This is a genomic window from Mycolicibacterium hippocampi, from assembly GCF_010723735.1.
Lineage (GTDB): Bacteria > Actinomycetota > Actinomycetes > Mycobacteriales > Mycobacteriaceae > Mycobacterium > Mycobacterium hippocampi.
On the sequence record NZ_BLLB01000002.1, the window covers coordinates 686,993 to 713,695 of the forward strand.

General features: G+C 64.8%; 30 protein-coding genes and 1 pseudogene. 13 read left to right on the forward strand and 18 right to left on the reverse strand.

Annotated elements, in window-relative coordinates:
* Positions 1 to 6: 6 nt before the first annotated feature.
* Complete coding sequence (locus G6N53_RS04350) at positions 7 to 435, reverse strand: TA system VapC family ribonuclease toxin (RefSeq protein ID WP_163887396.1); 429 nt, start codon at positions 433 to 435, stop codon at positions 7 to 9.
* Entirely contained in the window at positions 432 to 653 is a 222-nt protein-coding gene (locus tag G6N53_RS04355) for a CopG family transcriptional regulator (RefSeq protein WP_163887397.1), read from the reverse strand. The genes G6N53_RS04350 and G6N53_RS04355 overlap by 4 nt, the downstream gene beginning before the upstream one ends.
* Positions 654 to 837: 184 nt before the next feature.
* Here G6N53_RS04355 and G6N53_RS04360 point away from each other — a divergent pair, with 184 nt between their 5' ends.
* Entirely contained in the window at positions 838 to 1,455 is a 618-nt protein-coding gene (locus tag G6N53_RS04360; RefSeq protein WP_205390282.1) for an alpha/beta hydrolase family protein, read from the forward strand.
* Positions 1,452 to 2,078, forward strand: a complete 627-nt coding sequence (locus G6N53_RS04365; RefSeq protein ID WP_163887398.1) for a stage II sporulation protein M — start codon at positions 1,452 to 1,454, stop codon at positions 2,076 to 2,078. The genes G6N53_RS04360 and G6N53_RS04365 overlap by 4 nt, the downstream gene beginning before the upstream one ends.
* A gap of 31 nt (positions 2,079 to 2,109) precedes the next feature.
* Here the strand turns inward: G6N53_RS04365 and G6N53_RS04370 are convergent, their stop codons facing one another.
* Positions 2,110 to 2,886 (reverse strand): SDR family oxidoreductase, encoded by a 777-nt coding sequence (locus tag G6N53_RS04370; protein WP_163887399.1) that lies wholly within the window; start codon positions 2,884 to 2,886, stop codon positions 2,110 to 2,112.
* Between the two features lie 77 nt (positions 2,887 to 2,963).
* On the opposite strand from G6N53_RS04370, the gene G6N53_RS04375 reads away from it, so the two are divergent.
* Together G6N53_RS04375 and G6N53_RS04380 are read left to right on the forward strand one after the other, a co-directional pair.
* Positions 2,964 to 3,554 (forward strand): TetR/AcrR family transcriptional regulator, encoded by a 591-nt coding sequence (locus tag G6N53_RS04375; RefSeq protein ID WP_163887400.1) that lies wholly within the window; start codon positions 2,964 to 2,966, stop codon positions 3,552 to 3,554.
* Positions 3,555 to 3,675: 121 nt separating this feature from the next.
* Positions 3,676 to 4,983 (forward strand): lipase family protein, encoded by a 1,308-nt coding sequence (locus G6N53_RS04380; protein ID WP_435405307.1) that lies wholly within the window; start codon positions 3,676 to 3,678, stop codon positions 4,981 to 4,983.
* A gap of 32 nt (positions 4,984 to 5,015) precedes the next feature.
* Here G6N53_RS04380 and G6N53_RS04385 read toward each other — a convergent pair whose 3' ends face one another.
* Complete coding sequence (locus tag G6N53_RS04385; protein WP_163887402.1) at positions 5,016 to 6,296, reverse strand: cytochrome P450; 1,281 nt, start codon at positions 6,294 to 6,296, stop codon at positions 5,016 to 5,018.
* Between the two features lie 285 nt (positions 6,297 to 6,581).
* Here G6N53_RS04385 and G6N53_RS29795 point away from each other — a divergent pair, with 285 nt between their 5' ends.
* Both G6N53_RS29795 and G6N53_RS29800 read left to right on the forward strand, forming a co-directional pair.
* Positions 6,582 to 6,788: a lysophospholipid acyltransferase family protein gene (locus tag G6N53_RS29795; protein ID WP_205390283.1), complete on the forward strand. Its 207-nt coding sequence runs from the start codon at positions 6,582 to 6,584 to the stop codon at positions 6,786 to 6,788.
* Complete coding sequence (locus tag G6N53_RS29800; protein WP_205390284.1) at positions 6,782 to 7,114, forward strand: hypothetical protein; 333 nt, start codon at positions 6,782 to 6,784, stop codon at positions 7,112 to 7,114. Before G6N53_RS29795 ends, G6N53_RS29800 begins: the two co-directional genes overlap by 7 nt.
* Here the strand turns inward: G6N53_RS29800 and G6N53_RS04395 are convergent.
* The 4 genes from G6N53_RS04395 to G6N53_RS04410 all read right to left on the reverse strand — a co-directional run bounded on the left by G6N53_RS04395 (position 7,085) and on the right by G6N53_RS04410 (position 12,023).
* Positions 7,085 to 8,278, reverse strand: a complete 1,194-nt coding sequence (locus tag G6N53_RS04395; protein WP_237166400.1) for a cytochrome P450 — start codon at positions 8,276 to 8,278, stop codon at positions 7,085 to 7,087. The genes G6N53_RS29800 and G6N53_RS04395 overlap by 30 nt on opposite strands.
* A 4-nt stretch (positions 8,279 to 8,282) precedes the next feature.
* Positions 8,283 to 9,887 (reverse strand): bifunctional 3-(3-hydroxy-phenyl)propionate/3-hydroxycinnamic acid hydroxylase MhpA, encoded by a 1,605-nt coding sequence (gene mhpA, locus G6N53_RS04400; protein WP_163887404.1) that lies wholly within the window; start codon positions 9,885 to 9,887, stop codon positions 8,283 to 8,285.
* 70 nt (positions 9,888 to 9,957) lie between these two features.
* Entirely contained in the window at positions 9,958 to 10,896 is a 939-nt protein-coding gene (locus tag G6N53_RS04405) for a fumarylacetoacetate hydrolase family protein (RefSeq protein ID WP_163887405.1), read from the reverse strand.
* On the reverse strand, positions 10,893 to 12,023 hold the full coding sequence (locus G6N53_RS04410) for a VOC family protein (RefSeq protein ID WP_371870877.1): 1,131 nt from the start codon (positions 12,021 to 12,023) through the stop codon (positions 10,893 to 10,895). The genes G6N53_RS04405 and G6N53_RS04410 overlap by 4 nt, the downstream gene beginning before the upstream one ends.
* Positions 12,024 to 12,147: 124 nt before the next feature.
* Here G6N53_RS04410 and G6N53_RS04415 point away from each other — a divergent pair, with 124 nt between their 5' ends.
* The 4 genes from G6N53_RS04415 to G6N53_RS04430 all read left to right on the forward strand — a co-directional run bounded on the left by G6N53_RS04415 (position 12,148) and on the right by G6N53_RS04430 (position 15,628).
* Positions 12,148 to 12,870 (forward strand): TetR/AcrR family transcriptional regulator, encoded by a 723-nt coding sequence (locus tag G6N53_RS04415; RefSeq protein WP_163887407.1) that lies wholly within the window; start codon positions 12,148 to 12,150, stop codon positions 12,868 to 12,870.
* 110 nt (positions 12,871 to 12,980) lie between these two features.
* Positions 12,981 to 13,310, forward strand: coding sequence for a hypothetical protein (locus G6N53_RS04420; protein ID WP_163887408.1), 330 nt, complete (start codon positions 12,981 to 12,983; stop codon positions 13,308 to 13,310).
* Between the two features lie 15 nt (positions 13,311 to 13,325).
* Positions 13,326 to 14,978 (forward strand): alpha/beta hydrolase, encoded by a 1,653-nt coding sequence (locus G6N53_RS04425; RefSeq protein ID WP_163887409.1) that lies wholly within the window; start codon positions 13,326 to 13,328, stop codon positions 14,976 to 14,978.
* A 197-nt stretch (positions 14,979 to 15,175) separates the two neighbouring features.
* On the forward strand, positions 15,176 to 15,628 hold the full coding sequence (locus G6N53_RS04430) for a hypothetical protein (RefSeq protein ID WP_237166402.1): 453 nt from the start codon (positions 15,176 to 15,178) through the stop codon (positions 15,626 to 15,628).
* A gap of 119 nt (positions 15,629 to 15,747) precedes the next feature.
* Here G6N53_RS04430 and G6N53_RS04435 read toward each other — a convergent pair whose 3' ends face one another.
* Positions 15,748 to 16,986: a glutaminase gene (locus G6N53_RS04435; RefSeq protein WP_163887410.1), complete on the reverse strand. Its 1,239-nt coding sequence runs from the start codon at positions 16,984 to 16,986 to the stop codon at positions 15,748 to 15,750.
* Between the two features lie 161 nt (positions 16,987 to 17,147).
* Between G6N53_RS04435 and G6N53_RS04440 the strand changes: the two are divergent.
* Positions 17,148 to 17,417: pseudogene (locus G6N53_RS04440) on the forward strand (SDR family oxidoreductase); the annotation flags it as partial.
* A gap of 66 nt (positions 17,418 to 17,483) precedes the next feature.
* Here the strand turns inward: G6N53_RS04440 and G6N53_RS04445 are convergent.
* From G6N53_RS04445 to G6N53_RS04470, 6 genes are all read right to left on the reverse strand, one after another.
* On the reverse strand, positions 17,484 to 17,972 hold the full coding sequence (locus G6N53_RS04445; protein WP_163887411.1) for a MarR family winged helix-turn-helix transcriptional regulator: 489 nt from the start codon (positions 17,970 to 17,972) through the stop codon (positions 17,484 to 17,486).
* A gap of 248 nt (positions 17,973 to 18,220) precedes the next feature.
* Entirely contained in the window at positions 18,221 to 19,408 is a 1,188-nt protein-coding gene (locus G6N53_RS04450) for an SGNH/GDSL hydrolase family protein (protein ID WP_205390285.1), read from the reverse strand.
* A gap of 102 nt (positions 19,409 to 19,510) precedes the next feature.
* Positions 19,511 to 19,951, reverse strand: coding sequence for a pyridoxamine 5'-phosphate oxidase family protein (locus G6N53_RS04455; RefSeq protein WP_163887412.1), 441 nt, complete (start codon positions 19,949 to 19,951; stop codon positions 19,511 to 19,513).
* 92 nt (positions 19,952 to 20,043) lie between these two features.
* Complete coding sequence (locus tag G6N53_RS04460) at positions 20,044 to 20,484, reverse strand: VOC family protein (protein ID WP_163887413.1); 441 nt, start codon at positions 20,482 to 20,484, stop codon at positions 20,044 to 20,046.
* A 171-nt stretch (positions 20,485 to 20,655) separates the two neighbouring features.
* On the reverse strand, positions 20,656 to 21,309 hold the full coding sequence (locus G6N53_RS04465) for an FMN-dependent NADH-azoreductase (RefSeq protein WP_163887414.1): 654 nt from the start codon (positions 21,307 to 21,309) through the stop codon (positions 20,656 to 20,658).
* 27 nt (positions 21,310 to 21,336) lie between these two features.
* On the reverse strand, positions 21,337 to 21,858 hold the full coding sequence (locus tag G6N53_RS04470) for a YceI family protein (RefSeq protein ID WP_163887415.1): 522 nt from the start codon (positions 21,856 to 21,858) through the stop codon (positions 21,337 to 21,339).
* A gap of 286 nt (positions 21,859 to 22,144) precedes the next feature.
* On the opposite strand from G6N53_RS04470, the gene G6N53_RS04475 reads away from it, so the two are divergent.
* On the forward strand, positions 22,145 to 22,726 hold the full coding sequence (locus G6N53_RS04475) for a MarR family winged helix-turn-helix transcriptional regulator (RefSeq protein ID WP_205390286.1): 582 nt from the start codon (positions 22,145 to 22,147) through the stop codon (positions 22,724 to 22,726).
* The gene (locus G6N53_RS04480) at positions 22,723 to 23,673 is read left to right on the forward strand and encodes an NADP-dependent oxidoreductase (RefSeq protein ID WP_163887416.1); all 951 of its coding nucleotides are present in this window, start codon (positions 22,723 to 22,725) and stop codon (positions 23,671 to 23,673) included. Before G6N53_RS04475 ends, G6N53_RS04480 begins: the two co-directional genes overlap by 4 nt.
* Positions 23,674 to 23,721: 48 nt before the next feature.
* Here G6N53_RS04480 and G6N53_RS04485 read toward each other — a convergent pair whose 3' ends face one another.
* The 3 genes from G6N53_RS04485 to G6N53_RS04495 all read right to left on the reverse strand — a co-directional run bounded on the left by G6N53_RS04485 (position 23,722) and on the right by G6N53_RS04495 (position 26,701).
* Positions 23,722 to 24,390 carry an RraA family protein gene (locus G6N53_RS04485; protein WP_205390287.1) on the reverse strand — a complete coding sequence of 223 codons (669 nt, stop codon included), beginning with the start codon at positions 24,388 to 24,390 and terminating at the stop codon, positions 23,722 to 23,724.
* A gap of 163 nt (positions 24,391 to 24,553) precedes the next feature.
* Entirely contained in the window at positions 24,554 to 25,465 is a 912-nt protein-coding gene (locus G6N53_RS04490) for a LysR family transcriptional regulator (RefSeq protein WP_163887417.1), read from the reverse strand.
* Between the two features lie 9 nt (positions 25,466 to 25,474).
* On the reverse strand, positions 25,475 to 26,701 hold the full coding sequence (locus tag G6N53_RS04495; protein WP_163887418.1) for a DUF3500 domain-containing protein: 1,227 nt from the start codon (positions 26,699 to 26,701) through the stop codon (positions 25,475 to 25,477).
* Between the last annotated feature and the right edge of the window lie 2 nt (positions 26,702 to 26,703).

Here is a 26,703-nt window from a genome sequence, read left to right on the forward strand (position 1 = left end):
TGGAGGCTACGCGCTCAGCGGGTTGATCCAACGGAGCCCGGGGAACCGCACGAAATCTGTATCAGCAGAGGCCAGTTCGACTCCGTATTCGACCGCGAGGGCCGCCAGTTGCGCATCGGGCACGAGATTGCCCGTAGTCTCCACTTGTCCGCACAGCCTCTCGTAGACCCGCGCTGTGGTCTCGGTCGCGGGCGGAATCCACACCACCGGGACTGCGAGCCACTCCGCTACGTATCTCCAGGCGTCGGTGCCGGACAACGGATTCTCGGCGACTCTTGGATGGGTGGCAATTCGGAGGAACGCACCGATCGTCTGCCAGGGCAAGCCGATTCGGCTGTCGCCGTTGAGCACTCCTTCCAGCCAGGATGCGGCGGTTGCGTTGTGGGCGCTGGTCTCGTCCACTGCATACAGCAGCAGGTTTGCGTCGACGATCATTCGTCGAGTAGATCGAGGACTTCGGCGATGTTCGTGACGTCTACCTTCAGACCGATGCGCGCGGTCCGATGCTTGTACATGACCGTCTTGGATGACGGCTCTCCTGTCATCCCTCTCCGTGCCAGGAGATTCAGTGCCTCGCTGAGGCCCATCCCGGTGCGACGGAGACGCGCGATCTCGCTGGCGACGTCGCTGTCGATCACCACCGTCGTCCGCATGTACCCCAGAGTATCGGAAATGCATCATGATGCGTGCTTGCCGGCATCACCGTGCCTGCCTGAGCAGCGGTCAGCTCCGGAGAAAGACCGTCTGTGGCTCAGATCATGCCCGTGGCCCTTGAGTAGGACGCGGCGTCATGGATTGGACTAGCAGTGGTCGTACCCCCACAGTGAAGGACCCGTCATGTCTGCCCCGTCGAAGGTTGTTCCCGTCGAAGCTCTGTTCGGGCTACCCACCCGTAGTCGGGCCGTGCTGTCCCCGGACGGCACGAGGGTTGCCTATCTCGCGCCGTGGCACGACCGGCTCAACGTCTTCGTCCGTGCGGTGGATTCGGACTGGGCCACCCCCGACGACGGAACCACTGCGGACGCCCCGGACCGATTCGCCGCTGCGGCCAGCTACACCGGAATGTCCGACCTCGGCGACCTGGTCGAGTCTGTGGTCCCGTTCGCCCGTCGCGCAGTCGTCAACAGCTACCTGCGCTACATCGGGGACCCGGACGACCCTCGCCAGGCCGCCGACATGCTCGCACGCTCCCCCATAACCCGGGTCCAGGACATCACCGCACCGATGCTGCTGATCCACGGCGCCAACGATGTTCGCGTCGACCGCCGCCACTCCGACCGCATCGTCGACGCACTCCGCGCGCGCGGCGCAGAGGTCGAGTACCTGCTCAACCAGGCGGAGGGCCATTGGTTCATCAACCCGGACAGCAACATCGAGTTGTACCGCACCTTGGAGCGGTTCCTCGCCAAGCACCTCGGCGCACGATCCTCCGAAACCCGGCTGGTGTCGGCATGACCATCGGCGGGTGGCGTCCCTTCCGCATCATCGGCGAGAACGCCAAGGTGTATCTGGTGGCGAATGCAGCCGCCTACGGTGTGTTCCTGTTCGGCTTCGTCCTCGGCTTGATTTTTCCGCAGCTCAGCGAGGCGCAGGAGACGCGCTTACAGGACGACGGCACAGCAGATCTCGTCCAGTCGCTGTTCGCCCATCCCTGGCTGTTCGCCCTGACGATTCTCGCGGTCAACACACTCAAGATGGGCGTGCTGACCATCGTTGCGCCGTCGATGATCGTGCCGTTTGCCGGCATCGCGCTGTTCGCCTACTGGGCGTTGACGACGGGGATGACGCTCGTGCCTTCCAGCGACATCGGTTGGGTGGCGCTGATCCCTCACTCGCTCACGCTGATCGTCGAGTTCCAGGCTTACCTGCTGCTACTTCTGGGGGTCTATCTGCTCGGCAAGTACTGGGTTCGTCCCCAGACCGTCGGAGCCGAAAACCGCCGGCAGGCTTACCTTCAGGGGCTGCGGGACCTCGGTTGGCTGGCGCTGCCGGCCCTGGCCCTGTTCGTCGTCGGCGCGGTCTACGAAGCGTTCTCGCTGCGCTACTTCGTGCATCCGCTGGCTGAATGGCTGTTGTAGCGCCGCACGTGAAGATTCGATCTGCGACCCGTCAGATGCCGGGAAGCTCGCCGCCGTCGACGGTCAGGCTGGTTCCAGTAACCCACTGCGCCCGGTCCGACGCGAGGTAGGCGACAGCCTCGGCGATGTCTCGCGGGTCTCCGGGGCGACCCAGTGGGATGCCCGCCGTGGTATCGGCGAGCGAGACGCCCATCGCATCGGCCAGGTTCTGGCGGATCGCGTCAGCGCCCGGGGTCAGCACGTTTCCGGGCACAATCGTGGTCACGCGGATCCCGGCCGGCGCGAGTTCGGCGGCGAGCGCTTTGCCGTATGCGTTCAGTGCGGCCTTGGCGGCACTGTAGTGGGCCAACGGCGGCGCGGGCGTAAGCGCCGCTGCCGATGAGATGTTGACGATCACGCTGCCCGCGCCTGCCTCGCGAAGCGCCGGCAGCACCGCGTTGTTGACCCTGACAGCGGACAGATAGTTGAGGTCCAATGCGTCGAGCCATTCCTCGTCGGGGATGGAAGAGATGCCATTGGGGTGGGCGCGTGCCGCCGCCGCGTTGTTGACCACGATGTCGGCGCCGCCCAGTTCGTCGAGCGCGGCCGCGGCGAACGCCTGCGCCCCGTCGAGGGTGCTGATGTCGCCTTGGATGAAGGTGGCGGCCTTCGGCGTCTCGTCGGTGGCATTGCGCGCCGTGGTGACTACGCTCGCCCCGCCGTCGAGGAGCCGCTGCACGATGGCTGCGCCGATACCACGCGAACCTCCCGTCACGATCGCGCGCTTACCGGCGAACTCAGAAGGGTCGAAAGCTGGGGTTTTGAACATGCCGCCCACTATACGGATTTTGGACCGAACGTCCAGAACTGTCAGATCGGTCGTCGAAAACGACGTAACCTGGGGGAATGGGCCGACCACGGAAATTCGACGAGCGTGAGGTGCTAGCCGCTGCACGTCTGCTGTTCAACGAAACCGGCTACCACGGCACCTCGGTGGAAGATCTCTCCCGCGTCACAGGGCTCAGCAAGGGCAGCCTCTACGGCGCGTTCGGCGACAAAGACGCACTGTTCCAGCGAGTGTTCGAAGAGTACTGCGCAAACTCCGAGGAGGCTGCCGCTGCGCTGCTCGACGGTCCGGAGGACCAGGCGCTGGACCGCATTCGCAACTGGCTGACGGTGCCGGAGGACTGCACCGACCGGCGTGGCTGCCTGTTGGCCAAGGCCACAGCCGAACTGGCGTGGGAGAACGAAGCTATCGCGGCCCGGTCGCTCGCGGCGTACGAGACGCTACTGGACAGCTGCCGCCGACTCGTCGAGCAGGCACAGCGCGCTGGGCACCTCGATCCGGAAGCCGACGCCGCGGTGCTCGGCGGGCAGATCCTGACGACGCAGCGCGGACTCGAGGCGCTCGCCAAGGCGGGCGTCGACGCGGAGACGAGGAATCGCATCGCCAACTCCATGATCGACAGCATCGCGCCGGCTTCAAGGCGCGTGTAAGCGCGGCGCGGGGGCGTTCAGCTGACGACGTGGGTGCACGTGACCGCCGTTACACTGTCGCTTTTGAGTGTAACGTAACGGATCCGTGGTCATTCCGCTATCGCTTTGTTACTGTCCGGTGGTGAATCGGTTCGGGGTGCTGGTTGTCATCATTTCTGTCAGTCTTGTGATCGGCTGCTTGCCAACGGGTTTGGCCCGTGCGGATGACTGGTATCCGTACTACAACGAGGACGAATACACCGAGTTCTACACGCCACCGAATCCGTTGCCAGATGTCGAACCCGGCGAGCTGATTCGCACCGAGCCCTCCCGGCTCGTGCTTGAGCCATCAGGCCAACTCGGGGCCATCCAGGCCGCCGGGACGCGCATCATGTACCGCAGCGCCGACGCCCACGGCAAACCCAATGTGGTGACCGGCACCTACTTCGAACCCTTCGCCCCCTGGCCCGGACAGGGGCCTCGGCCGCTGATCGTTTACGGCCCAGGCACCCAAGGCCAAGGTGACCAATGCGCGCCGTCGCGGCAGTTCAATCAGGGCATCCACTGGTCCCCCTACCTGGACGTCATGCTCAACTACGAAATGGGCTTCGTCGAGACCCTCGTCAGGCGCGGGTTCGCCATCGTGATGACCGACTACGAAGGTCTGGGCACCCTCGGCGTGACCCACACCTACGTCAACCGGCTATCCCAGGGTCATGCCATGCTCGACGCGGCTCGCGCCGCCCGCAAACTGCCCGACACGTCGCTCACACCCGGTGGCCCCGTGGCTTTCTGGGGCTACTCGCAAGGTGGCGGCGCCGCGGCGTCGGCAGCAGAACTGGCACCGTCCTACGCCCCTGAACTCGACATCGTGGGCACCTATGCCGGCGCGCCGCCAGCAGACCTCGCCGCACTGCTGCCCTACGCCGACGGCAGTGCCCTGGTCGGGGTGATCGGCTATGCACTCAACAGCGTCTTTCAGTCCTACCCCGAGGCTGCCCCCAAGATCCGGGCCCTGCTGACGCCGCGCGGTCAGGACTTCGTCGACAAGACCAAGAACCAGTGCGTCGGGGAGTCAGTCATCAAATTCATGTTCAGACACCTGCAGCCCTACTTCAACCACCCGATACCGGAAATGTTGGCCGACCCTCAATTCCGCGGACTACTCGACCTGCAGAAGCTCGGCACGCTGAAACCCAACGCGCCCGTGCTGATCAACAGCAACCGCTACGACCCGCTGGTGCCCTACGAACCCGCCGCTCAGCTCGGCCGGGACTGGTGCGCCAAAGGCAGCGACATCGAGTTCCGCACCAACGAGGGTCCGCCGATTTTCAACAAGTTGGTCATCAACCACGCACTACCGATGGTCGTCGACGGTGAGCCCGCCATGCAGTGGATCGCCGACCGGTTCAACGGATTGCCGACCACACCCAATTGCGGCCACTTCTGATCTCAGCAGCGTTCCCGCTGGGCGAGCCGCGGTCAGTCGAGTGGTGTGAACTCGATGTTGATCTCGGTGAGTCCCCGCAGGATGAACGTCGGCTCGTAGACGTAATTGCGGGCCTCGCGCGGTCCATGTTTCTCTTCGCTGACCGTGATGTCGGCCATCCGGTCGAGGATCCGCTCGATGGAGACGCGGCCCTCCACTCGCGCCAGCGGGGCGCCGGGACATGAGTGGATGCCGCGGCTGAACGCGATGTGCTCCCGTACGTTCTTGCGCTCGAGGGAGAACTCATGGGGGTTGTCGAAACGCTCGGGGTCACGATTGGCCGCACCCGGACTGACCATCACGGTCGTGCCCGCGGGCACCGGCGTCTCACCGAGCGTCGTGGACTTGCGCGCCATCCGGAACACGCTCTTGACCGGGCTGTCCATCCGCAGGCATTCCTCGATGAAGACCGGGATCAGGCTGCGGTCGTCGCGCAGCTGCTGCTGGATGTCGGGTCGGTCACTGAGCACCCGCATCGCCGCACCGAGCAGCTTGGCGGTGGTCTCCTGGCCCGCGGCGAACAGGAACGTCGCTGTGCGGACGACGTCGTCGACCTCCGGTGTGGAGCCGTCCGGGTACTTGGCGGTGGCGATCGAGGTCAGCACGTCATTGCGGGGCGACTCCCGGCGGTCGACGATGTAGCGGGCGAACTTCTCGTCGGCCCAGGCCAGCGGGTTGGTAGCGACCACCTCGTGGTCGAGGCCGCCGATGTTGCTACCGGGACGCTCCGCCCCGAAAGCCTCGCGGAACTCCTCGTGGTCGTCCTCGGGGACGCCGAGCAGGTCGGCGACGGCCAGCAGGGAGAACGGCTTGGCGTAGGCAGCGAGGAACTCACAGCTGCCATCGGCGATGAACTCGTCGATGTGGCGGTCGGCCAGCCGCCACATGAAGTCCTCGTTCTCCTTGAGCCGTTTGGGCGTGAGGAGCCGCGACAGCACCGAGCGAGCGTCAGTGTGATGCGGCGGGTCCATGGTGACCATGTGCTCGAACATGGGGATCTCGGTGCGGTGCTGCTCGAGCTGCTCGCAGATGTCGTCCCCCTCGGGGACAAACGGCATCGGCGTGAACGGACCCATGACCGCGACGCAGGACGAGTAATTCTCACTGTCCTTGTAAACGGCGTTGGCCGCCTGCCATCCGGTGACCGCGAGTACCCCGTTGTTGATCGGACAGCACACCGGATCCTTCGCTCGGATGTGGTCGTAGTACGGGTGTGGGTCGGGAATCAGCGAGGGATCGGTGAAGTAGTCGACCGAATCGAAATCCGTGGACATGGACGTGGGTCCTCCAAAGTTCGACGCCTATCTGCGCGGTGTCGGCGGGTACCTCCCGCCCGGCAGGGGCGTTGGTTATTGCTGAGCACCTGCTTAGCATGTGTCGGGGATCTGGGTCAACGATCGCGCGTCCGTTCTGGGAGAGTGGTCGCGTCAGCGCCCTCATCGGTTTTGGTAGCGTTCGCAAACCATTGGCCGGAGACCGCCCCTCCCGGCTGGCTGGCGTCGACAATCCAGACCTACCTGCGGGTGTATCACCGGCACGAGGTTCGTATCGACGCTGCGGTGCCCGACAGGCCCGTTATGTTCGTCTGCAACCACGGCTTCGGCGGGGTCATCGACCTCAATGTCGGGGCCTTCGTCGCGGCACGGCAGGCCGCGGGTGTCACCCGGCCCACCACCGCGATGGTTCATCAGATCGCGTGGACGCTTGGCGCTGGTCCGCTGGTCGAGAGATTGGGCGGGACGCCGGGCAGCCGCTCGTCGTGCTGAGCGACGGTCAGTCGGCCGCCCGGGCGCTTCGGTTGCCGAAGCTGTTGCGCGTCAAGTCTCTTCCGCTCAGCGTCTCGATTCCCTGGGGCCTGAACATGGGCGTGGTCGGCCTGCTGCCTTACCTTCCACTACCCACGAAGCTGGACACGGCGGTGATGCCCGCGATGATGTCAGACACCGGAGAATCGGCTGAGGACTTTGCGGAGCGTGTTCGGGCAGCCATGCAGGCTCGGCTCGACGTGTTGACCGCGCGCCGCTCCGCTCATCGGCTGATCCGCTTCGCCTCGGTGCGGGCCTCACGCGGCGGGAACAAGCCGTATCGGTAGGTGGTCGTGGCGGTGGATGATGTTGTTGATCGCCCAGGTCGGCTCGGCGACGATCTCGATGCGGTCGACGCGATCGATCAACGCCTTGAGCATCGCGGTGGTCTCCAGCCGTGCGAGACCTTGCCCGGCACATGCGTGTGCGCCGTTGCCGAACCCGACGTGACGTCCGGCGTCGTTGCGGATATCGAAGATGTCGGGGCTGTCCCATTCGCGTTCGTCACGGTTGGCCGAGGCGTAGAGCACCAGCACCCGGGCACCGGCCGGAATCGTCACCCCGGAGATGGCGTTCTCCCGCAGAGCTTTTCGCGCAAATGCGCGCAGCGGCGATTCGTACCGGACCACTTCGTTGATGGCGTTGGGGATGAGCGACGGGTCGCTCTTGAGCAGCGCCCACTGCTCTGGGTGTTTGGCAAACAGGTAGATGGCGCTGGAGATGGCACTGATCGTGGTGTCGATCGACGGTGCGATGTAGTCGATGAGCAGCGGCGGCACTTCCTCGGCGCCGAGATTGCCCTCGTCGACCGTTGCCAGTAGCTCGTGGGCCATGCTGCCGGGAAGCACGTTGCGCTCATGCACGACGCGGCGGGCGAAGCGCAGCATCTGCAGACTGCGCGGTAAAGCCCTGAGGGCCTGGGTATTGAGCGGCCCCAGGATGTCGAATGTTGCTGCAGCCCAGGCGAGGAGATGTGATCGTTGGTCGGGTGGCCACCCCACCAGATCGGGGACGACGGCCAGGGGCAGAGCGGTGGCGAGGTCAGCAACCGCATCGACGCTGCCTCGCTCGACGGCACTGTCGACGATCGAGCCGGCCCGGGCGTCGACATCATCGCCGAGAGCACGCAGCGCCCGTGGCATCAGCCGATGGGCAACAAGCTTGCGGCGCCGGTCATGGTCGGCACCGTCGCTGTTGAGGGTGGTGCCGCGTGACAGTCGGTTCGTCAGGGCGTTCGCCGCGACACCGTGTCCGGACAGGAAGAGACCGTCGTCGCGCAGGGTGGCCTTGCATTCGGCGTAACGCGGCAGGGCGTAGAGGCGCTGGCGGCGCAGCCACACGACGGAACCCAGTTCGCGTAGTGCGCGGTAGTGCGGATACGGGTTGAGGAGAGCTGAGCGGGCGTAGATGTCGGGCCGATACACCGGAACATCCGTAGGTGGACGGAACACGCTGTCATTCCTCATCGTTGGGGGTCGGTGCGGTCAGAAGGTGGCGACGACGGGGCGTGCGGCGTTTCTCCTCCAGCAGGTACACCGGCAGAGCACGGCAGAGATCATCCAGGTCTCGACCCGCAACCATGACGGCACGGTCGGGTCGCACCACTGCCGCGTTGACGTGTGACCGCTTCAGCCAGGCCGCCAGCTCGGAGCCTTCCGGGACATGCATCATTCGGGCGCCGCGGGCTGTCACGACCTCCCGCTGCGCCTCGGTTGGGGCGATTCTGGTGATCACCCCGAACCCGGTGCCCAGCTCCTCGTCAAGGCGGCAGCCGTTGGACAGCAACGTGTTCGGACACAGCTGTCCGGCGATACCACGCGTCAGCAGTGTCCGCTGGACCAGCGTCGAAGACCGAAGCGATGGGGTTTGGGAATCCGTGATCTTCCGCCGAAACCCCGGCACCAGCTGCAGCCGGGGCACCACGAGCGACCGCACTGCCGTGCCGATCCGGCCACCAGAGGTCATGGCGTGGCCGATGTTGAGCGCCAGTGCGATCATGTGGCGCGCATGTGGGCGGCGCTCGGCTTCGTAGCTGTCGAGCACGGTAGGCGGCAGGTCGCGGTGGTGAACGCCGGCGATCTTCCACGCCAGGTTCATCGCGTCGCGCAGGCCCGCACCCATGCCCTGCCCGATGAACGGCGGGGTCAGATGGGCGGCATCGCCGAGCAGGAAGACGTTTCCGCGCCGCCAGCGATCGGCGAGCTGAGCGCGAAAGGTGTATTCGGCGACCCGCATGACGCGCAGATCAGTATCGTCGACGTGTCGTATCCACGGGGCGATCAGCGGCTGCAGAGCGGCCAGGGTGGCGTAGTCACCGGCACACTCGTGGTCCATCAGCGCAAATTCCCACCGGTACCGGGTGGGTCCGATCCGCATGTAGGTGCCCGCGCGCTGTGCATCGCAGACTTGATGTACGCCTTCCCACTGCTGCAGGTCTGCGTCGGTGACGATGTCCACCACCAGCCAGCGCTGGTCGAACTTCAGATTGCGCATCGTCGCACCGATCGCGTCGCGCACCATGCTGTTCGCGCCGTCGCATCCCAGCACGTAGTCGGCGGTTATCAGCGACTCGTGGTCGCTCGAGCGGTTCCGGACCCGCAGGCGTAGCGGCCGACCGGAGACCTCGGGGGTGACGTCGACGACCTCGACGTCACCCAGGAACCTGGCATGTGGGTGTCTGCGGAGGTTGCGTCGCAGCAGTTCCTCGAGTTCCGGTTGATCGAACATACTCGCAGCCGGAAAGCCGTTGCGCGTCAGCGCGGTATCGCGCTGGAACTCGGCGAGTACCGACAGCTCCCTGTCGACCAGACGTAGACCGCGGGCGGGGTGCGAGATCGGTGCGAAATCCGCGGCCACGCCGAGCCTCGCCAGGATCCGGTACACCTCGTCGTCGAGGTGCACCGCGCGCGGCTGCGGATACACCTGAGGCCACCGGTCCAGCACCAGGGTGTCGACACCGTATTGGGCGAGCAGGGTCGCGACCGTGACTCCGGTGGGTCCGCCGCCGACAACCGCCACGGAAACGTGCTCGGCGGGATCGAGATTCCCGGCGTTCGTCATTGCAGCGGGATCTCCTCGATGGCGGCGAGGTCCTGCGGCGACTGAGCGGCCGGCCACAGCACGTTCGCACTCATGCGTGCCGCACCGCCAACCGCTGCGCGCCGAGATCGAGCGCGCCGTCGTCGGTGCTGACCGAGGCCTCGACGACATCGCCGTGCTGCAGGTATTTCGGGTTCTTGGCCTGCCGGGAGAAGAACGCCTTCCACTTGACGGCCGGCGGTAGCAGGTTGCCGATCATCTCGATCGGCTTGGGCGGGGCGGTCAATGCGGTTCCTGCAGGGGTTCCCGTCAGGATCAGGTCGCCGGCGGCGAGGTCTTGGAACCGCGTCAGCGACTGCAGGGCCTGCAGCGGGCGATACAGCATGTCCCCCTCGACGAGGGCGTTCTGACGCTCGTCGCCGCTGACGCTCAGCCGCAGCCGCAGATCGCCGAAGCGGGCAAGTTCGGCGGCATCGACAAGCAGCAGCGCCGGTCCGACGGGGGTGAATGTCGGATACGACTTGGCCTCGTAGAACTGGGTCTGGGGCAATTGGATGTCGCGGGCCGAGACGTCGTTGGTGATGGTGAGGCCGGCGACGTAATCGGCAAGGTTGGCATCGGTGATGCTGGAGCCGACCGGAACGTCTCGTCCGATGACGAGGCCGATCTCGACCTCGTAGTCCAACAGGCCCACGTGTGACGGCCGCACGATCTCGTCGAAAGGACCGGAGATGGAGGCCGAGGACTTCCGAAAGAACGTCAGCGGCACCGTCTTCGGGTCCATCCCGGAATCCAGGACGTGAGATTCGAAGTTGGTCATCTGGGCGATGACCCGGCAAGGGGCGGTGACCGGGGACAGCAGCTCCAGATCGGCTACTTCGACGGTACCCTCCGAGGCCGCGGCGGCGTCGATGGCCGCCCGGTCGGCGAGAAGTTCACCGGTGCTGGCGGCGGACGTAGCGATCTTGGCAGCCCCGGTGCCGGTCTGCACCCACCAGGCGTCTTTGGTTCGTAGAACGGAAGTGGTCATGAGGCAGCAACTTTCAGTAGGCCGATGAGTCGGTTGAGGTCGAACTCGTTGTCGCCGCGCAGGGCACTGAGCATCGAAGCCGCTTGGTGCCGTGCCGCGCGAGGGCTGGCGTCGAGGAAATCCTTTGTCGCCGGGGGACCCCACTGCGCCAGGCCCGACGCGGTGAACGGGGCCCAACCGGGTTCGAGCGTGTTGTCGAACATGTCGCCGTCCGTGAAATGCTCGACGAGGAACCCGTCGGGGTCGCGCCAATAGTCGAACAGCTGGCTGCCCTGGATGTGGCGGCCGATGCCCCAGGACCGGAAGTAGCCGCGCTCGCTCAGGTATTCGCCCCCGGCGGCCAGTGCATCGAGATCGCTGACCTCATAGGCGGAGTGGACGTAGCGGTTGGCCGGTCCCAGCGCCAGGGCGAGGGTGTGGTGGTCGGCTGGGGTGGCGCCGCGGTCGCAGCGGACGAAGCTCATCGCGGGTCCTCGGGCGCGCTGGCCGGGGAAGAACAGGAAGTCGCTGACGATCATCCCGAAGGTGTCCAAGTACCAGTTCAACGTCCGCAGATAGGTGGTGGACTGCAGCACCACGTGCCCCAGGCGCTGGATCCGGGCGGGCACGCGGGGTGGACGCACGGTGGCATTGATCCGCTGTTCTCCGACACCGGCGTTGATCGTCTGCGGCGCCTGGGCGGGTTGGGCGGGTAGGGCATGCTGGCCGGCGACGACCTTGACCGGCATGCCGCTGGGATCGGTCAGTTGCACCGCCACCCCGCCGATCGATTCGGGAAGTGGTTGCAGCCGAGCACCTGTCTTGTCTGCCAGGCGCAGCACGTCGACCTCGTCGGCCGCGCGCAATGCCAACCCGGCGAACCGGGTGCGCTGCCCACGACGCAGGATCACGCACGGAGAACCGGGCTTGGTGCCGCGCAAGTGCAGCTGCTCGGGGTCACGCAGGGCGATGCCGAACCCGAAGGCCCGGGCGAACGCCTCCGCGCGAACCAGATCGGGCTTGTCGAATTCCAACCATGCGATGTCGGCCACCCGAATGATCGGGTCCCGCGATCTCCCGGAATGTTCGCCACGCACAGCACCGCGTTCGCTGTGCAGATTCTTGTGCCCGTCGGATCTGTTCGTCACGACCTGCGCCATGAGACAGCCTCCTCTCCGCTGAGTTGAGGAAATCGTCACATACGTAGCGATCATCAGTCAAGCAGTTCTGACGAATTCCTCACCTCTGACTAGGGCTGGTACCATCCCGATCATGGACGTGCCCGAGCGCGACCCCCAACCGGCCGACGCCCCGGTCAATCGACTGCAGAGGCGCAAGATGCGCACTCGCAGTGCATTGATCCGCGCGGCTCAGCGTTTCATCGCCGAGGGAAAGCTGAGCGTCCCGATTCTGGACATCACCCAAGCGGCGGACGTCGGTATGGGGTCCTTCTACAACCACTTCTCCAGTAAGGAGGAGTTGTTCGAGGCGGCTGTCGCCGACGCACTGGACAACCTCGGCGCCCTACTCGACGGTGTCACCGCTTCCACCAAGGATCCCGCCGAGGCCTTCGCCGTCAACTTCCGCCTCAGTGGTCGACTCTTCCGGTATCGCCCGCAGGAAGCAGCGCTTCTACTCGCCCACGGCGGATCCCTGATCCTGTCCGACCGCGGGTTGTCGCCGAGGGCCTTGCGCGACATCACCGCAGCGATCGAACGGGGACGCTTTTCCATCACCGATCCCGAGCTAGCCCTGGCCATCGCCGGAGGCATGTTCGTCGGCCTCGCCACACTGCTGCGCGAACGCCCCGAGCGTGACACGGACGCCACCGTCGATGAGGTGACCGAGCGGTTGCTGCGCACACTGGGCATGCCCCCGCAGCAAGCCAGAAGCGTGTGTCGCAAACCGCTTCCCGACATCTCTGCACTGCGTGATTCGCCTGCTGACTGGCCGATCCCCCTCGCGCCGGACACAGCGTCGCCGCATTCCGACTGACTCCATTCGCACGCCCGGTGGGCACCGCCGGAAGCACCGGTAATTCTCGTGCTGAGCCCTTGAAGCCGGGCGGTATCATCAGGACCGATTGCTGCGCAGAAGGAGGGGGCTTGCCTACCCAGGTTCGTGTCGTTCCGCTAGACCTGCAGGTCTCGGCTGGCACGGTCGATGCCCATGCGGATGTGATGAAAGCCCGGCACGCTGCCGCGGACGGCCTGGTGGAGATCTCGCAGCGTGGTATGCCGACGAGTTCGGCCGTCGCACTGGGTGCGGCGATGGCCAAGTGGCAGGCTGACTCGGCGCGATTGTTCGGTCGACTGGTGGATCACAGCACCGCCCTGCGCACCGGTGCTGCGGCCTACGTCAGGACCGATCAGGACAGCGGTGCCGATATCGAGGTTGCGGCGGCCTCCATCCGTCCCGAAGATATGAATCTCTAGCGGAGGTGTCGGTTCGTGACGGTCAGCGTCGCCGATATCGACCGATGGGACGCCGGCGACGTTCGTGAGGTGTTCAATGCCACCCGTAGCCGCGCTGAGGCGGCGTTCGAGGCGGCGGACGGCATCGCGGAACTTCCGTCCTTCGGCACCTGGGGTGGCGACGCGTCCGAGGCAGCCGAAGAGGCCATCGGCCAGACGCGCAAGGATCTGGATGCGCATGGCCATGAGGCGTTGGCGGTCGCGCAGGCAGCCAGCAAGGCTGCCGACGGTATCGATGCGGTCAAGTCCAGCCTGGCGCAGCTCAGAAATGACGCCGTCGGCGCCGGCTTCGAAGTCGATCCCATCGGCAGCCAGGTGCTCCCTGGCCCTGCCCTGCAAGCCAACATGGTCGAGTTGATCGCCGCCGAGGCCACCCGTCAGGAGTTGCAGGCCCGATTGGTCGGCATCCTGGCAGAGGCCGCAGGTGTCGATCAGGAATTGGCGCGGGCGATCGCGATGGCTACAGGTGCCGAGCCAATCCCTGACGGTCCGCATTCCAATGATGCAGCGGTGCAGGCGATGTTGACCGACCCGCCCGACGATCCGCGGCAGTTTCACGACGCATGGGAGAAGCTGACTGACGAGCAGAAGGATTGGATTTACGAGCGAGAGCCCTTCATCGGAAACCATCCAGGCATGCCCTTCGAGGACAAGGACCACTACAACCGGATGCACCTCGACGAACTGACACAGTCCGCACAGGCCGAGATCGACCGGACAGCAGCAGAGCACCCGAACTGGGCGTCGGGACCCCCGGTCACAGCCAACCCCAATCCGCCTACCGCTTACCGGGAATGGAAGCAGCGATTGGATGCGGTCAACCATCACCTCGACGGGTTGAGAACCGTGCAGACCGAGCTCCAATCGAACGACGGGACACCACGTTTCCTCGGCCTCATCGACGATCAGGGCCGTGCCGCAGTGTCGATCGGGAATCCCGATACTGCTTCCCACAACGCCACTTTCGTTCCTGGGACCGGGCAGGACCTGCCGCGGATGCCATACAGCACCGAGGACGCCGAGGCGATGTTCCAGGCAGCACTGCGCGCAAATCAAGAGCTGACACCTGAGGATCTCTCGGTCACGACCTGGATGGGTTACGACCGGCCGATGAACCTGTTCGAAGCGGCCTCACCGGATCTTGCGCACCGCGGGGGCACCGATCTGGCGGCATTCCACGAAGGCATGCGTGTCACTCACGAGGGCGGACAGTCGGTCAACACCGTCGTCGGCCACAGCTATGGGTCGACGTTGGTCGGGGCCGCTGCGTCCGACGGAAACCACCTCGACGTCGACAACGTCATCGCCGTTGGCAGCCCGGGCATGCTGGTGGACCGTGCCGGGGACCTCGACCTCGGCGCCGGCGCCGACGTATACGCGACGCGGGCCCGGTTCGATCCCATCAACCTGGCGACCGGCTTCACCCTTGGCCCGAGCCCCACCGCCGACGACTTCGGCGCCATCCGGCTTGCGGCAGCAGCAGGCCCGACTACCGGCCCACCAATCCTTGATCTGCCTTCCATCGGCGCCCACAGCAGCTATTGGGATCAGGGCAACCCTGCCCTGCTCAACATGGGTGCCATCATCGCCGGAATGCCCCCGCCACACCTCGCGCCGCCCAGAGGATGATCGGACAGATGCGAACCACGCGACATCGATCCGCCCGGACGCGCTCCCTCTTCGCGGTCGTCGTGCTTGCGACCGCCGTCAGTGCATGCAACAGCAACGAAGGCTCACTAGGACCGTCGACGCCTACTGGCGCAACCGACTTTGGAGAACCCGCTATGACATCCGTTCCGCCGCCCCCAGGCTGGAAACTGGAACCGGTGATCCCGACCAGCCAACAACAGGCACAAGACACGGTGCTCGGCTACCTGGCCAGGACGGTCGAGGCATTGCCCCCCGGCACCACGCTCGATGCGACGCGTTACCGGGTCGGCAACGGCAACCGCTCATGCGACGATCTGCCGACCGGCCCGGACAAACCCGAGATGATGTTCACCGACGTGCGACAAGTGCTGTTGCCCAGCGGCACGGACACCGTGGGCGTCATCAGCGAAGTCGGCTCTATCTGGCGAAGCTGGGGCTGGCACGTATTCGAACGCGATGGTTTTCCCCGCCCGAACCAGTTCGGCTACGGCCCCGATGGGTACCGGCTGCAGATCGAATCTTCTGACCCGCCCGGTTATCCACCGACGATCAGCGGAATCTCACCGTGCTTTCCCGGAAGCGTGGCAAGCGATGATATCCAGATTCCGATCGTCATCCCACCACAATGAGGGCCCGCGACTGCCAGTACACATTCATGGCCGTATTGGCAGCGTGAACTGCAGAACTCGCTGCCAATGCTCCTGGATGCGCTGCACTAGCGGTCCGTGTGAAGCCGTAAGCGACGTCGTCAGCTCCGTGCATCTTCCGCCGCGTCTACGTCGGACGGGTTGAGAACACCGTCGGGGTCGACCAGATCAGTGGTGCGGCCGTCGAGTTCTGCCCGCCGTTTGGCCTCCAACAACATCCGACGGGCCACATCGTTGACGCGGTCGACCCGGCTGAGGTCAAAAGTGAGCCGGTCTGCGCCAGTGGTGTCATTTTCCAAGGCATCCAGAACAGCCTCCGCACCACTGAACTGCACTGTGCCCTGCAGTTCCAGGACTGCCTCGTTCTCGCCACGGACATACAAATCCCTGACGACCGCAGCACCCTGGGGTTCGGCTTCGGCGAGGTGCATGCCCATGTCGTCGGAGAGCTTCCGGAAAGCGCGGACGCCACGCACGCTGTTGCCATGTTCATCGAGCGGCGGCGACACCACCGCCAGGCCGCATTGCCCCGGTAGCGCCCCGATCAATCCGCCCGACACACCGCTCTTGGCGGGAATGCCGACCGTGGTCAGCCACTCTCCGGCGGCGTCGTACATCCCGCAGACGGTCATCACCGACAGTGTCTGGCGGGCTACCCGGCGGCTGACGACCTGCCGACCGGTGACCGGGTGAACCCCCATGTTCGCCAGCGTGGCGCACATCATCGCCAGATCGCGCACATTCACGCCGATCGAGCACTGACGCGTGTAACCCTCCACGACGGCGTGTGGAGCGTCGTCGATGATGCCGTAGTTCTTCAGCATGTGCGCGATCGCCAGATTGCGATCGGCTGTGTCCAGTTCGGATCGACACACGGCCTCATCGACGGACAGTTCACGGCCAGCCAGCTCGGAGAAGAACGAGCGGACTCGTTCGACACGTTCTTCCACGTTCGCCGACCTGCCGACGAGCAGTTGATGGACCGCGATCGCGCCGGCGTTGATCATGGCGTTCTTCGGACGTCTGGTCCCGTGTTCCAGGGACAATTCGTTGAAGGCCTCGCCGGAAGGTTCGACCCCGACGGTCTCGTGAACTGCGTCCAGACCCAGATCGGTCAATGCCGCAGCATAGGCGAACGGTTTGGAGATCGACTGGATCGAGAACGTGTAGTCGTCGTTCCCGGCGCTGTGAGTGCGCCCGTCAGCCACCGTCAGGGCGATGCCGAAAATGTCCGGATCAGCGCGTGCCAATTCCGGTATGTAGTCAGCCAACTGCCCCTGACGGTCATCCTTGAACGTCTCGATGATCTCGTCGAGGTAATCGGGTACCGGCGATTTCATCGATCTCTCCCTCAACTGGTCCTCTGCACTGATCTCTGACCTTGCAGCCCACGGCTCAATCGGCATTCACAAACGATTCAGCCGGCGCAGCGACTCGGCGCATGGTTATGGCCGCCTTCGCGGAGACTACCGGCAGCAAGACGCCGGGCAGCGGTGTCGGAATGGGCCGGATCACCACAGATGAGGGTAGATCCGACTGCCGACAGCTGTGCCCGTCCGCCATCCGGTCCTTCGGGCGCACCTGGGCCACGGAGTTGGGCGACCGCGGATTCCGGGTCAATACCATCGTTCCCGGTCCCATCTTGACCCCGGGCCTCATGGAACTGGAGTCCGATCCCGACCAGCGCCAGGCCATGCTCGACGACCTCGCATCGAACCCCATGAAGCGGATCGGCAATCCCGAGGAGTTGGCCGCCGCGGCTGTCTTTCTCGCGTCGGACGCGAGCAGCTTCATGACGGGATCCGAGGTCTACGTCGACGGCGGCACCAATCCAGGTCTAGACGTCAGGGCGCGGCAGGGTCCCCTCGCGCAACAATCCCTCGTGCACCGTGGCGAGGATGTCGGCGAGGGCATCCTCGCGGCCGGGATCCAAGTCGGCGAAGAACGTGCGACGCACCCACTCCGCGTGTATCGGGGCGGCCGCCGCGAGCAGGTCCCAACCGTGGGTCGAGAGGATGACGACGGTGCCGCGGCCGTCGGTCTCCGAGGCCGTGCGTTCGACGAGGCCGCGGCGCGTCATCCGCATCAGGTGATGCGACAGCCTGCTGCGCTCCCACCCGATCACCGTCGCCAGCGATGTCACCTGCAGGCGACGGTCGGGCGCTCGCGACAGCGCGTTGAGCACCGTGTAGTCGTACAGCGAGAGCCCACATTCGGTACGCAGGTGATGGTTCATCTCGTACTCGAGCCGGTGGTACACGCGCATGTAGTTGAGCCAGGCGCGCTGCTGAATCGGTGTCAGCGGATAGACCTCAGAGCCCGTCATCGCGGCATTCCCAACCCATTCCAGCTTCGCCGAATCTCATGCATCTGTGCTGATGCTCGATTCTAGGAGTCGGAGGGCCGCAGCTGATGGGGACGCGGGGTCAAAAGCTTTCGATACATGAGTGCCCTCGGCACAGCGTGGCGTTGCACGTCGGCGTCGAACTGCCGGAAGACGTGGCCGCATGCGTGTCGCCTCAGACGACCTCATCGACGCGGAGAAGGTCTGAGCGTCGTTTCGCGAAGACGATGTCAGCCGAACGGCGCACCCTCCACCGAAAATGCCGAGCGGGCGAAGCGCCGGCCGATGATCTGGTGCGTCGAGGCGTCAGGATGCAGGTTGTCGGGCAGCGGGTGTTCAGTGAAATCCTCGGCACCATAGAGATCGCGGCCGTCGAGGTAGTACAGGTGCGGGTCATCGACCGCCCGCGCGGCCATGATCTCGGCAAGCTGCTCGCGGATCACCGACAGTGTCAGTTTGCCGCGCGACGTGTCTGCGGGGTCGCCGGTGGCGATGAACCGGATCTGCCCGGAAGCAAGGGCTGCGACATCGAAAGCACCGGGCCCCGGCGTGTTTTCATGAATGGGGCAGTGCAGCGGACCCATGACGAGCAAGGGGCTGTCGGGGTGTCCGTCGCGCACCGTGTCCAAGAACCCATGCACCGCAGACCCGAATGCCCGCACCCGCATCACGTCACCATTGACGATATTGATGCCGATCTTGACGCTGAGGAAGTCAGCGGGTGTGTCGCGCATCGCGCGGGCGACGAACGGGTCGAGCATCGCGCTGCCCGCCAGACCGAGGTTGATCAGCTCCACGCCACCGAGCGCGGCGGCCACAGCGGGCCACGTCGTGCTGGGGCTCGCTGCGTTGGACCCCTGGCTGATGGAGCTGCCGTGATGCAGCCACACCCGCCGCCCGGAGTGTGGTGTGCGGGTTATCGCATCGTCGGTACGCAGGGCAACGATCTCGATGCGCTCGTAGTGCGGCAGCCAGATCTCGACGTCCTTGTCCTGTGCGCTCAACCCGGTGAACCGCACGGTGCCAACGGATCCGCGTCGACTCTCGGTGTGTCCCGTGGCGGGGTCGACCCTCACCACGTCGCCACCGGTGGTCGCCACCTGTTGCGTGAGGCGCCCGTCGATGAGCAGGTCGACCATGCCGTCGGGGCGCTCCGGAACCCCCACCAGAATCGTCCGTGTTCGCAGCAGATCGAGTTCGATCGCAGTGGCGCGTGTGCGGAACACCAATCGCACGCCGGAGGGTTGCGCCTCCACGGCTGCGAGTTGAGGGTCACCGCACTGTGCACGGGCTCGGGCTGGGAGCCGGTGGAGCAGCCACCCGCGGTCTGTCGGGTCCAGCTCAGCCAGACCACGCAGCAGGTCGGCGGCAATGGGGTGACTTCTCATCGCACAGTCACCCGGCGAATGAGAACTCATGGTTTCCTCCCGAATCGCTCCTGGCAACGGAACCGCAACCGTGCGGCAGACGCGGATCATCGAGGCCCGTGGCCAAACCGTCGACGCGAGAACAGGGCGGAATCAGCCCTGGTCTGACGTCGAACTGGAGTAATCCCAAGACAATGTTCTCACCGGTGTCATGCGAATGTAGGCGGCGCCCGGTCTGGGTGCCGTAGGCCATTCGGACTCCGGCACGCCCCGTGCCCGGGCACCTTCTCGCGCGAGCTGAAGCGCTTCACTTCGTTCGCGAACAACGCGGGCGTGACCTTGCAACATCACTCCCCGGATATCTGCCATGCTCGAGCCATCTTCGAGCAGGACACTCACGTTCGGGTTGCTTTCGACGTTGGCAATTTTGCGTGTCTTGTCTCGCACACCCATGATGATGTCGCGGCCAAGGCGAAAGTATCCAAGAGGTACCGCGTGCGGAAATCCATCCTGGTCGATGGTGCTCAATATTGCCCAACCCGGACGACTATCGAGATACGCCTCAACATCTTCGTCGCTCAATTTCCTTGGCATGAAAGCAGGTTAACAAGGGCGCGATCGTTGCTGGTGGCGTGGCGGATCCGTCGCATCCGGAGTCGGGAACTACGCAAGCCGGCATGTATCCGCTACAGCACGACAGGTCTGGGCGCGAGCACGATGCGCCAGCCATCGGGGTCCTCGAAGGTCAGCGCTCCCGTCCTCACCCAGTAGGGGTTGTCGGCATCGACCGGCACATGCCCGAATCCGGCGAGCCGTTCGACGGTGTCATACATTGCTGCTTCGCCCTCGAAGTACAGGACGAGCACATTCTCCCTCGATGGTGCCGGACATGGGCTGCCCGCATGGCTACTTGTGAACTCGAGGTGACATAGGCTGCCCGGAAGGCCGAGCATGACGCCGTCGAAACCGTCATGACTGACAAATCTGTACAGGACGGGCAGTCCCAGATGACCGGCGTAGAACTCTTCTACCTCCGCAAGCTTGTCGGTCGGCCGCGCGACCCGCACTTGCGCGACGCGTAACCCAGCGGGCCAGGAATCCTCGCGGATCAGAGTCGTTTCGGTCATGGAACTCCTGAGGTCGTTGAGCGCCAGTGGTGCGCACCAGATCGGCTGGCTTACGCAGGCGAGCCTAAAACCTCAACTCCGATTGAGGTCAACTGACAGGCTCAGTCGGTTGGCGGACCGGATTTCCATGGTGATCGGTGACGCGCACCTCTGGGGCAGCCCGGTTCCACTTCACCGGCTTGCTGATGGAACTGTCAGCCGTTGCCCGAGTTCACGTGCCCGGCTTTCGGCGTCGGCGCGCAGGGTGGCGGCGAGGTCTTTGAACTCGTCGAGTGCAGGGTTGACGCCGACCAAGCTGAATTCAGACACCACGGTGTTGAGGTCGAGGCCCCAGACGTCACCAAGGATGCGCTGCATCCATGGTGTGGCGTGGTCCCAATCGTGGCGCGGGGTTCCCTCGGCGTAGTAACCACCGTGAACGGTCACCAAGATCGCGGGCTTGCCTGCAATGGCGGGCGGCTCGGCCGGATTGAATCGGGGGTCGGTGATGATCATGTCCACCCACGACTTGAAGTGTTGCGAGACTCCGTAGTTGTAGAGCGGGACCGCGAACAGGAATGCGTCGGCGGTCAGGAGTTCGTCGGCGAGAGTTGTCGCTAAGCGCACGGCCTCGCGTTGCTCGGGGGTGTGGTGTCCTTCCGGAGTAAAACCAGCGAATGCTGCTGTGCCCCAGCCGGTTGGCGGAATGGGCTCGGTGCCTACGCTGCGGCGGATGACGTCATCGTCGGGATTGGCTGCGAGCCATTCCCGCTCCGCGATGTCGGCGATGTCGCGGCTGTGGGAACCTTCGACGCGGATGCTCGCGTCGAGACGGAACAGTGGCATTTCTTGATCTCCTCGGAGGGGTTGTGTTTACGGTGTTGCGTCGGAAGAGGTGTAGTGGGCCTCCACGGTGACATCGGTGGTGATGGGGTTCATGCCGTTCAGGTGCAGGACGTCGTTGCCGATGCGTGCGGTGGCCGTGAGGGTGGCATGACGATCGCGCGCGGCGATGTGTGCGACCACCGTCAACGGTGAGGTTTGGCCGTGGACCTCGATCTCGCCGATGATCTCGACCTCACCGGCGCCGACCGAGCGGACCTCGCTAGAGGTGAACGCGATCGCCGGATACTTCTCTACGTCGAAGTAGTCGGCGGATCGTAGGTGCGCGTCCCGCTTTGCGATTCGCGATGTGATCGACGCCGGGTCGACCACAAATGTCCCCGAGGCCCTGCCGGTACTGGAGACCTCGGCGTGACCCCCCTCGGCCCGTACGACTCCCTTGGCGATGGGGATGAACAGCAACTTGGAGCGGAACTTCAGGCTGGTGGCATGGGGGTCGAGTTGCCAGGTGCCGCTCAGCTGACGGAGATCGGCGATGGCTGCATTGACCATAAGGACGGTTCCTCTTCTGATGTTGAAAGCTCTCGTCGTGCACGCGGGCGGCTCTTGTTGAAGGTACAACCTATCGTGCACCGCTTAGGTTGAATATTCAAGTCACCCTCCCGACCGCTTTCCTGAATCCGCCCGCGAAGTGCTATTTAGTGCGACTCGAATCCACAGTTCATCGCACTGGGTGGTCGTGGCCCAGAGAAGGGGAGAGACTCGGGACGTCAGGTTGACGATTAAAGCGAGCTCGCGCCCCATGGACTTGAATATTCAAGTGCGGTATGGTGAGTCAATGGCAATCGATGCGGGGCCGCCGGGCCAATGGTTGACTGCTGAGCAGCTTCGTGAGTGGGCGTCGCTGATGGCCCTGGTGACCCTGTTGCCCTCCCGGTTGGACGCGCAGCTGAGCCGAGATGCGGGGTTGAACCTGTTCGAATATCACGTCTTGGTGGAGTTGGCGGAGGCGCCGGGGCGCAAGCAGGCGATGAGCGAGTTGGCCCTTCACGCGCGTGGGTCGTTGTCGCGGTTGTCCCACGCGGTCTCGCGCCTCGAGAAGGCCGGATGGCTGCACCGTCATGCCCGGGGGGCCGGCCGCAGGACACAGGTGCAGCTCACCGACGCCGGAATGGAGAAGCTCGAGCAGAGCGCTCCGGGCCACGTCGGTGCAGCTCGTCGCTTCGTCGTCGACACGCTCACCGACGCAGAACTGGCCGGCCTGGGGCATGCAGCACGCCGCATCGTCGCCGCGATCGATCCCGCTGTGGCCGGAATCCTAGACCCCAACGGGGATGACACGCATGGCTTCGTCACCCAGGCGGAGAACGGGCACCAAGGCGGCCTCACCAGCGTGTCCGGCGTCGAGGATCGTTCGTGAAGGTCATCGGATTCAACGCCCCGGGCGGCCCGGATGTGTTGCGAGCTTTCGACATCCCAGAGCCGGCCGTCGGACCAAATCAGGTGCGCGTGCGCGTCCTTGCAGCAGCCGTGAACCCTACTGATGCAGTCACACGTAGTCATCGCCCCCTGCACCCCATGTACGCCGCCGTGGAACCCCCCCTCATTCCCGGCTGGGATGCCGCGGGAATCGTCGATGATGCCGACCCGGCGACGGGCTACGTACCCGGCGACGAAGTTCTGACGATCAAAGCGCCTGTGATCGACGGAGGCGGAACGTACGCGGAGAAAGTCGTCGTCGCGCCTGAGTCGGTAACCCGGCTCCCCTGCGGCCACGATTTCGCTGCTGGCTCAACGGTTTTGATGAACGGACTCACCGCGCTCCAAGTACTGGACAAACTCGACAGCCTCGCAGGCGGGATGATAGCCGTGACCGGCGGTGCCGGCGTACTGGGCGGCTACGTCATCCAACTCGCCAAACTGCGCGGCTTTCGCGTCATCGCCGACGCAGCGCCCCACGACCGTTCACTGTTGGAAACCCTCGGCGCTGACGTCATCGTTGACCGCGGCCAGGACCTGGCAGCACACATTCGGCGTCACGCACCAGATGGCGTCGACGCCCTGGTCGACAGCGCAGTACTCGGCAACACCGTCGCACCAGCCGTTCGGGCAGGCGGCACCTACATCGCCGTGCGTCCACCCGAACTAGGCGGCGCGGTAGATCCCGGATACCACCTGAAAGTCGAGACAGTCTGGGTAGGACCGGACATCACCCGTAAACCGAGATTGGACTACCTGTCCGACCTGGCCTCCACAGGAGGGCTGACGCTGCGCGTGGCCCGCGAACTGCCCGCCGACGATGCCGCAGAAGCGCATCGCGTACTGGAACGAGGCGGTGTCCGCGGCCGCCTCGTGCTGCGTTTCTGATGATCGAGCGTTCGCCCGGTCCATACCGGTGCAATCGTTTAGGGCCTTTCAGATTGCGCCGTAGGTGGCGATCGCTTCCGGAAGAGACATACCATCATTGAGGCCCTGCCGGATTTCCCGTTCCCGAAGGGTCACTGCCTCGGCGCGTTCAAGGACAGGCACAACGTGTTCCGCTGGAATCACCACGACGCCATCAATGTCGCCGAGGATGAAATCGCCGGGACTGACCTCGACAGTGCGACCAGTTGCGCCAGGTAGCGAAATTGATTGACCCCAACTCTGCACCTGCCACCGACCGATCGACTGAACCGGCGTGCGGTAGGTGGCAAACGTTGTGAAGCCGGCCTGTTCGAGCCATGCGAGATCACGCACACCGCCGTCGACCAAAGCGCCTCGACAGCCAAGCCCCTGCAGACCCAGGGCTATGAGTTCCCCGAAATAGCAAGCACCATTTCCGTTTCCGGCCCAAACGGTTACGTCTCCGTCCTGTACCTCGCTGCAAGCCTGCACCTTTGCCGAGTCGGTAGGCGGGCCCCCAGCAACGGAATCGCCGCTGATCGTAAAGGCCCAGCCTGCTAGCCGCGTGCCTGAACGAGGCACAAACTCGGCTGACAACGCCTGGCCTGGAACTCCGAGCTCATCGAGTACGTCGCTGACGTTGGGGGTTTCAACCCTGAGATAGCGCGCTCGAATACCGTTTCGGTCCTGTGATGACACGCTATAACCTTTCGCTGGGCCTGACCCCGTAAGTTCCGCGACGACGTCGTCTGGTCGCCCCCGACCGCGAAGATTGCGTGGCGATCGAGGAGATCGCCGCCGCGGTCGGCAAGCACCGTGATCTACAGGCTACCGGGGCCGCATGAGGCCTTCTCCAGTGAAGTCAGCGGCCCAGTTGCTGCCGAATCTCGCTGGGTACATGTACGCCCCGCGCGCACAGTTCGCCGATGAAGCGGGCGGCGAGCGGGTCAGGCGCTGAGGAAGTGATCGCCACGAGTTGACGGAACCAGCGGGGTGAGAAGGACCGTACGGCTCCGGGAAAGCCCTCGCCGACCGCGCTGATCGGTGTGATCGCGACGCCGAGCCCAGTTGCGGCAAGCTGGGGTGCCGATGCGGTCACGGCGGTTCTCATTATCGGATCCGGACGGACGCCGGCTTCGGCGAGCGAGTAATCAAGCCAGGCGACCAAACCGTTCTCGGGAGCGAAGTGCACCATGGGGACGCCGTCGAGTTGATCGAGTCGCACCGCGGGCTGTTTGGACAGGTGGTGCTCCAACGATGTTGTCAGGACGACCTCTTCGTCAGCCACCGGAGTGACGGTGAACCGGTCGGGAATGGAAGGAGAGGCGGCGGCGAACGTCACGTCAACCTCGTCGTCGTCGAGTACTTGCATGAGCACATCCATCGAGGTCGATTCCCGCAGCGTGAACATGACTGCGTTATCGCTGAGGTGCCATCGTTGGATCACCGGGGCGAGGAACGCGACCGTGAGACTCTGTGCGCAGGCGAGACGCAACGTCCCACTGGCGCCCTCTCCGACGACGCGCGCTGAGCGCACGGCCGCCACCGCGGCTTCGAGTGCCCGCCGCGCGTCGGTCAAAGCGGCACGCCCGGCGGGGGTCAGCCTCACGCCACGTCCCTCGCGGTGAAACAGCTGTGTGCGCGTCTCACGTTCGAGTGCGGCGAGTTGTTGGGACACTGCAGGTTGCGAAGAATGCAGAGCTTCCGCGGCGCGGGTGATCGATCCGTGGTCAGCCACTGCGACCAGGGACTCCAGTGCCCGCAATGACACCATTCCCGCAGGCTACCTGCTGGGCGCCTCATTATGACGGTGCCCTGTCAGCGAGCCATGCGCCGTCTGGTGGTGGTGGGCGAGGGCGTCTACTCCGAAGTCGCCCGTTGGGTCCCTCCAGACCGCGTGAACGTGGTTCGCCCGGCGTTGGGTGTTATCGTACTCGATCAGGATTCTCGGGCCTTGGATTCGGTAGTAGTGCGGTTCGCCGGCTTCCGTGGCCCCGGCCCACGCGACATGTAGTGCGTCTAGCTGGTCATCTCCTCGGTATCGAACCCGGTACGACTCGGCGATCGGTTCGGCCGCTCGGTTGAAGTACAGGTCGAGCAGCGTCCGTAGCCCATCCCGTTGCTTCCCGGTCATGGCGCTCGCTGGCAGACCTTTCGGTACGCCGGTCAACGCGACCTGGGCGTCGTCTTCGGGTGAGTAGCCGGAGCCGGACTGCATCGCTTCGTTGACCTGGTTGAGCTGGGTAGCCACGGTGCTGTCGGTGAATCGGCCGCGAAACACGTCTGGCAGGGGAAGCCGCTGGTTGCCTTCCGAGACTAGAGAGCGGTTCGCTCCGACGAGATCGGAGACTGCCCGGGGATGAATCAGCGCACGCGTTCGCTGGTCGTGATCGAAAGATCTCATCAAGTCGAGGGCGACGTTCTGCACGCTGACCAGCGGCTGCAGAACGCTGCCGAGCAGCGGCGCGGCGGCCGGATCGGCCCCCAGGAACAAAGGCGTTGTGGATATGACGCGTCCGTCGACGATCAGTTGGTTGACCGAGACATGGTGGCCGCCGAATCGCCATCCCCACAGTCGGTCACCAGGGGTTCCGAAGACGCTGAGGTAGTACATGCCGGGGTCTCTCCCCCGGTCTCGCTCGAAGGTCATCGACCACCCCTCCAGGCGGTCGAGCACGTTCTCCATGCCCATGACCGTGACCAGGGTGACGTACCCGGCCTCGGAGAGTCCGGTCGCGAGGATCTGCATCGCCAGGCGATGCTGCGCCGGGCGCTGGTCCACCAACGGGAGGCCGCCGTGGTCGGTCGGTGTATAGAACCACAGCAACCGCTCATTCTCGGAGCTCCCGGGCGGCCCGAAGGTCGCGCGGATATGCTGTTCGCTGGACAAACTGTCAAGCCATCGGGCGACTTTTGAGGCCAGCTCGGTGGCGAGATGTCGTGTCGCATCGAGGGCATCGATCTCTGCAGGAGTCGGATGCGGGCGGAAGGCGAACGTATCGACAGTCATTG

Bases quoted from the DNA above. Each gene is read 5' to 3' on its own strand.
- G6N53_RS04490 (WP_163887417.1), bottom strand. From the start codon at position 25,465: ATGGTGTCATTGCGGGCACTGGAGTCCCTGGTCGCAGTGGCTGACCAC.
- G6N53_RS04375 (WP_163887400.1), top strand. From the start codon at position 2,964: ATGGGCCGACCACGGAAATTCGACGAGCGTGAGGTGCTAGCCGCTGCA.
- G6N53_RS04445 (WP_163887411.1), bottom strand. From the start codon at position 17,972: ATGACGGGCTCTGAGGTCTATCCGCTGACACCGATTCAGCAGCGCGCC.
- G6N53_RS04405 (WP_163887405.1), bottom strand. From the start codon at position 10,896: ATGACCACTTCCGTTCTACGAACCAAAGACGCCTGGTGGGTGCAGACC.
- G6N53_RS04450 (WP_205390285.1), bottom strand. From the start codon at position 19,408: ATGAGTTCTCATTCGCCGGGTGACTGTGCGATGAGAAGTCACCCCATT.
- G6N53_RS04460 (WP_163887413.1), bottom strand. From the start codon at position 20,484: ATGACCGAAACGACTCTGATCCGCGAGGATTCCTGGCCCGCTGGGTTA.
- G6N53_RS04470 (WP_163887415.1), bottom strand. From the start codon at position 21,858: ATGGTCAATGCAGCCATCGCCGATCTCCGTCAGCTGAGCGGCACCTGG.
- G6N53_RS04360 (WP_205390282.1), top strand. From the start codon at position 838: ATGTCTGCCCCGTCGAAGGTTGTTCCCGTCGAAGCTCTGTTCGGGCTA.
- G6N53_RS04455 (WP_163887412.1), bottom strand. From the start codon at position 19,951: ATGCCAAGGAAATTGAGCGACGAAGATGTTGAGGCGTATCTCGATAGT.
- G6N53_RS04415 (WP_163887407.1), top strand. From the start codon at position 12,148: ATGGACGTGCCCGAGCGCGACCCCCAACCGGCCGACGCCCCGGTCAAT.
- G6N53_RS04365 (WP_163887398.1), top strand. From the start codon at position 1,452: ATGACCATCGGCGGGTGGCGTCCCTTCCGCATCATCGGCGAGAACGCC.
- G6N53_RS04355 (WP_163887397.1), bottom strand. From the start codon at position 653: ATGCGGACGACGGTGGTGATCGACAGCGACGTCGCCAGCGAGATCGCG.
- G6N53_RS04475 (WP_205390286.1), top strand. From the start codon at position 22,145: ATGGCAATCGATGCGGGGCCGCCGGGCCAATGGTTGACTGCTGAGCAG.
- G6N53_RS04465 (WP_163887414.1), bottom strand. From the start codon at position 21,309: ATGCCACTGTTCCGTCTCGACGCGAGCATCCGCGTCGAAGGTTCCCAC.
- G6N53_RS04435 (WP_163887410.1), bottom strand. From the start codon at position 16,986: ATGAAATCGCCGGTACCCGATTACCTCGACGAGATCATCGAGACGTTC.
- G6N53_RS04495 (WP_163887418.1), bottom strand. From the start codon at position 26,701: ATGACTGTCGATACGTTCGCCTTCCGCCCGCATCCGACTCCTGCAGAG.
- G6N53_RS04350 (WP_163887396.1), bottom strand. From the start codon at position 435: ATGATCGTCGACGCAAACCTGCTGCTGTATGCAGTGGACGAGACCAGC.
- G6N53_RS04370 (WP_163887399.1), bottom strand. From the start codon at position 2,886: ATGTTCAAAACCCCAGCTTTCGACCCTTCTGAGTTCGCCGGTAAGCGC.
- mhpA (WP_163887404.1), bottom strand. From the start codon at position 9,887: ATGACGAACGCCGGGAATCTCGATCCCGCCGAGCACGTTTCCGTGGCG.
- G6N53_RS04385 (WP_163887402.1), bottom strand. From the start codon at position 6,296: ATGTCCACGGATTTCGATTCGGTCGACTACTTCACCGATCCCTCGCTG.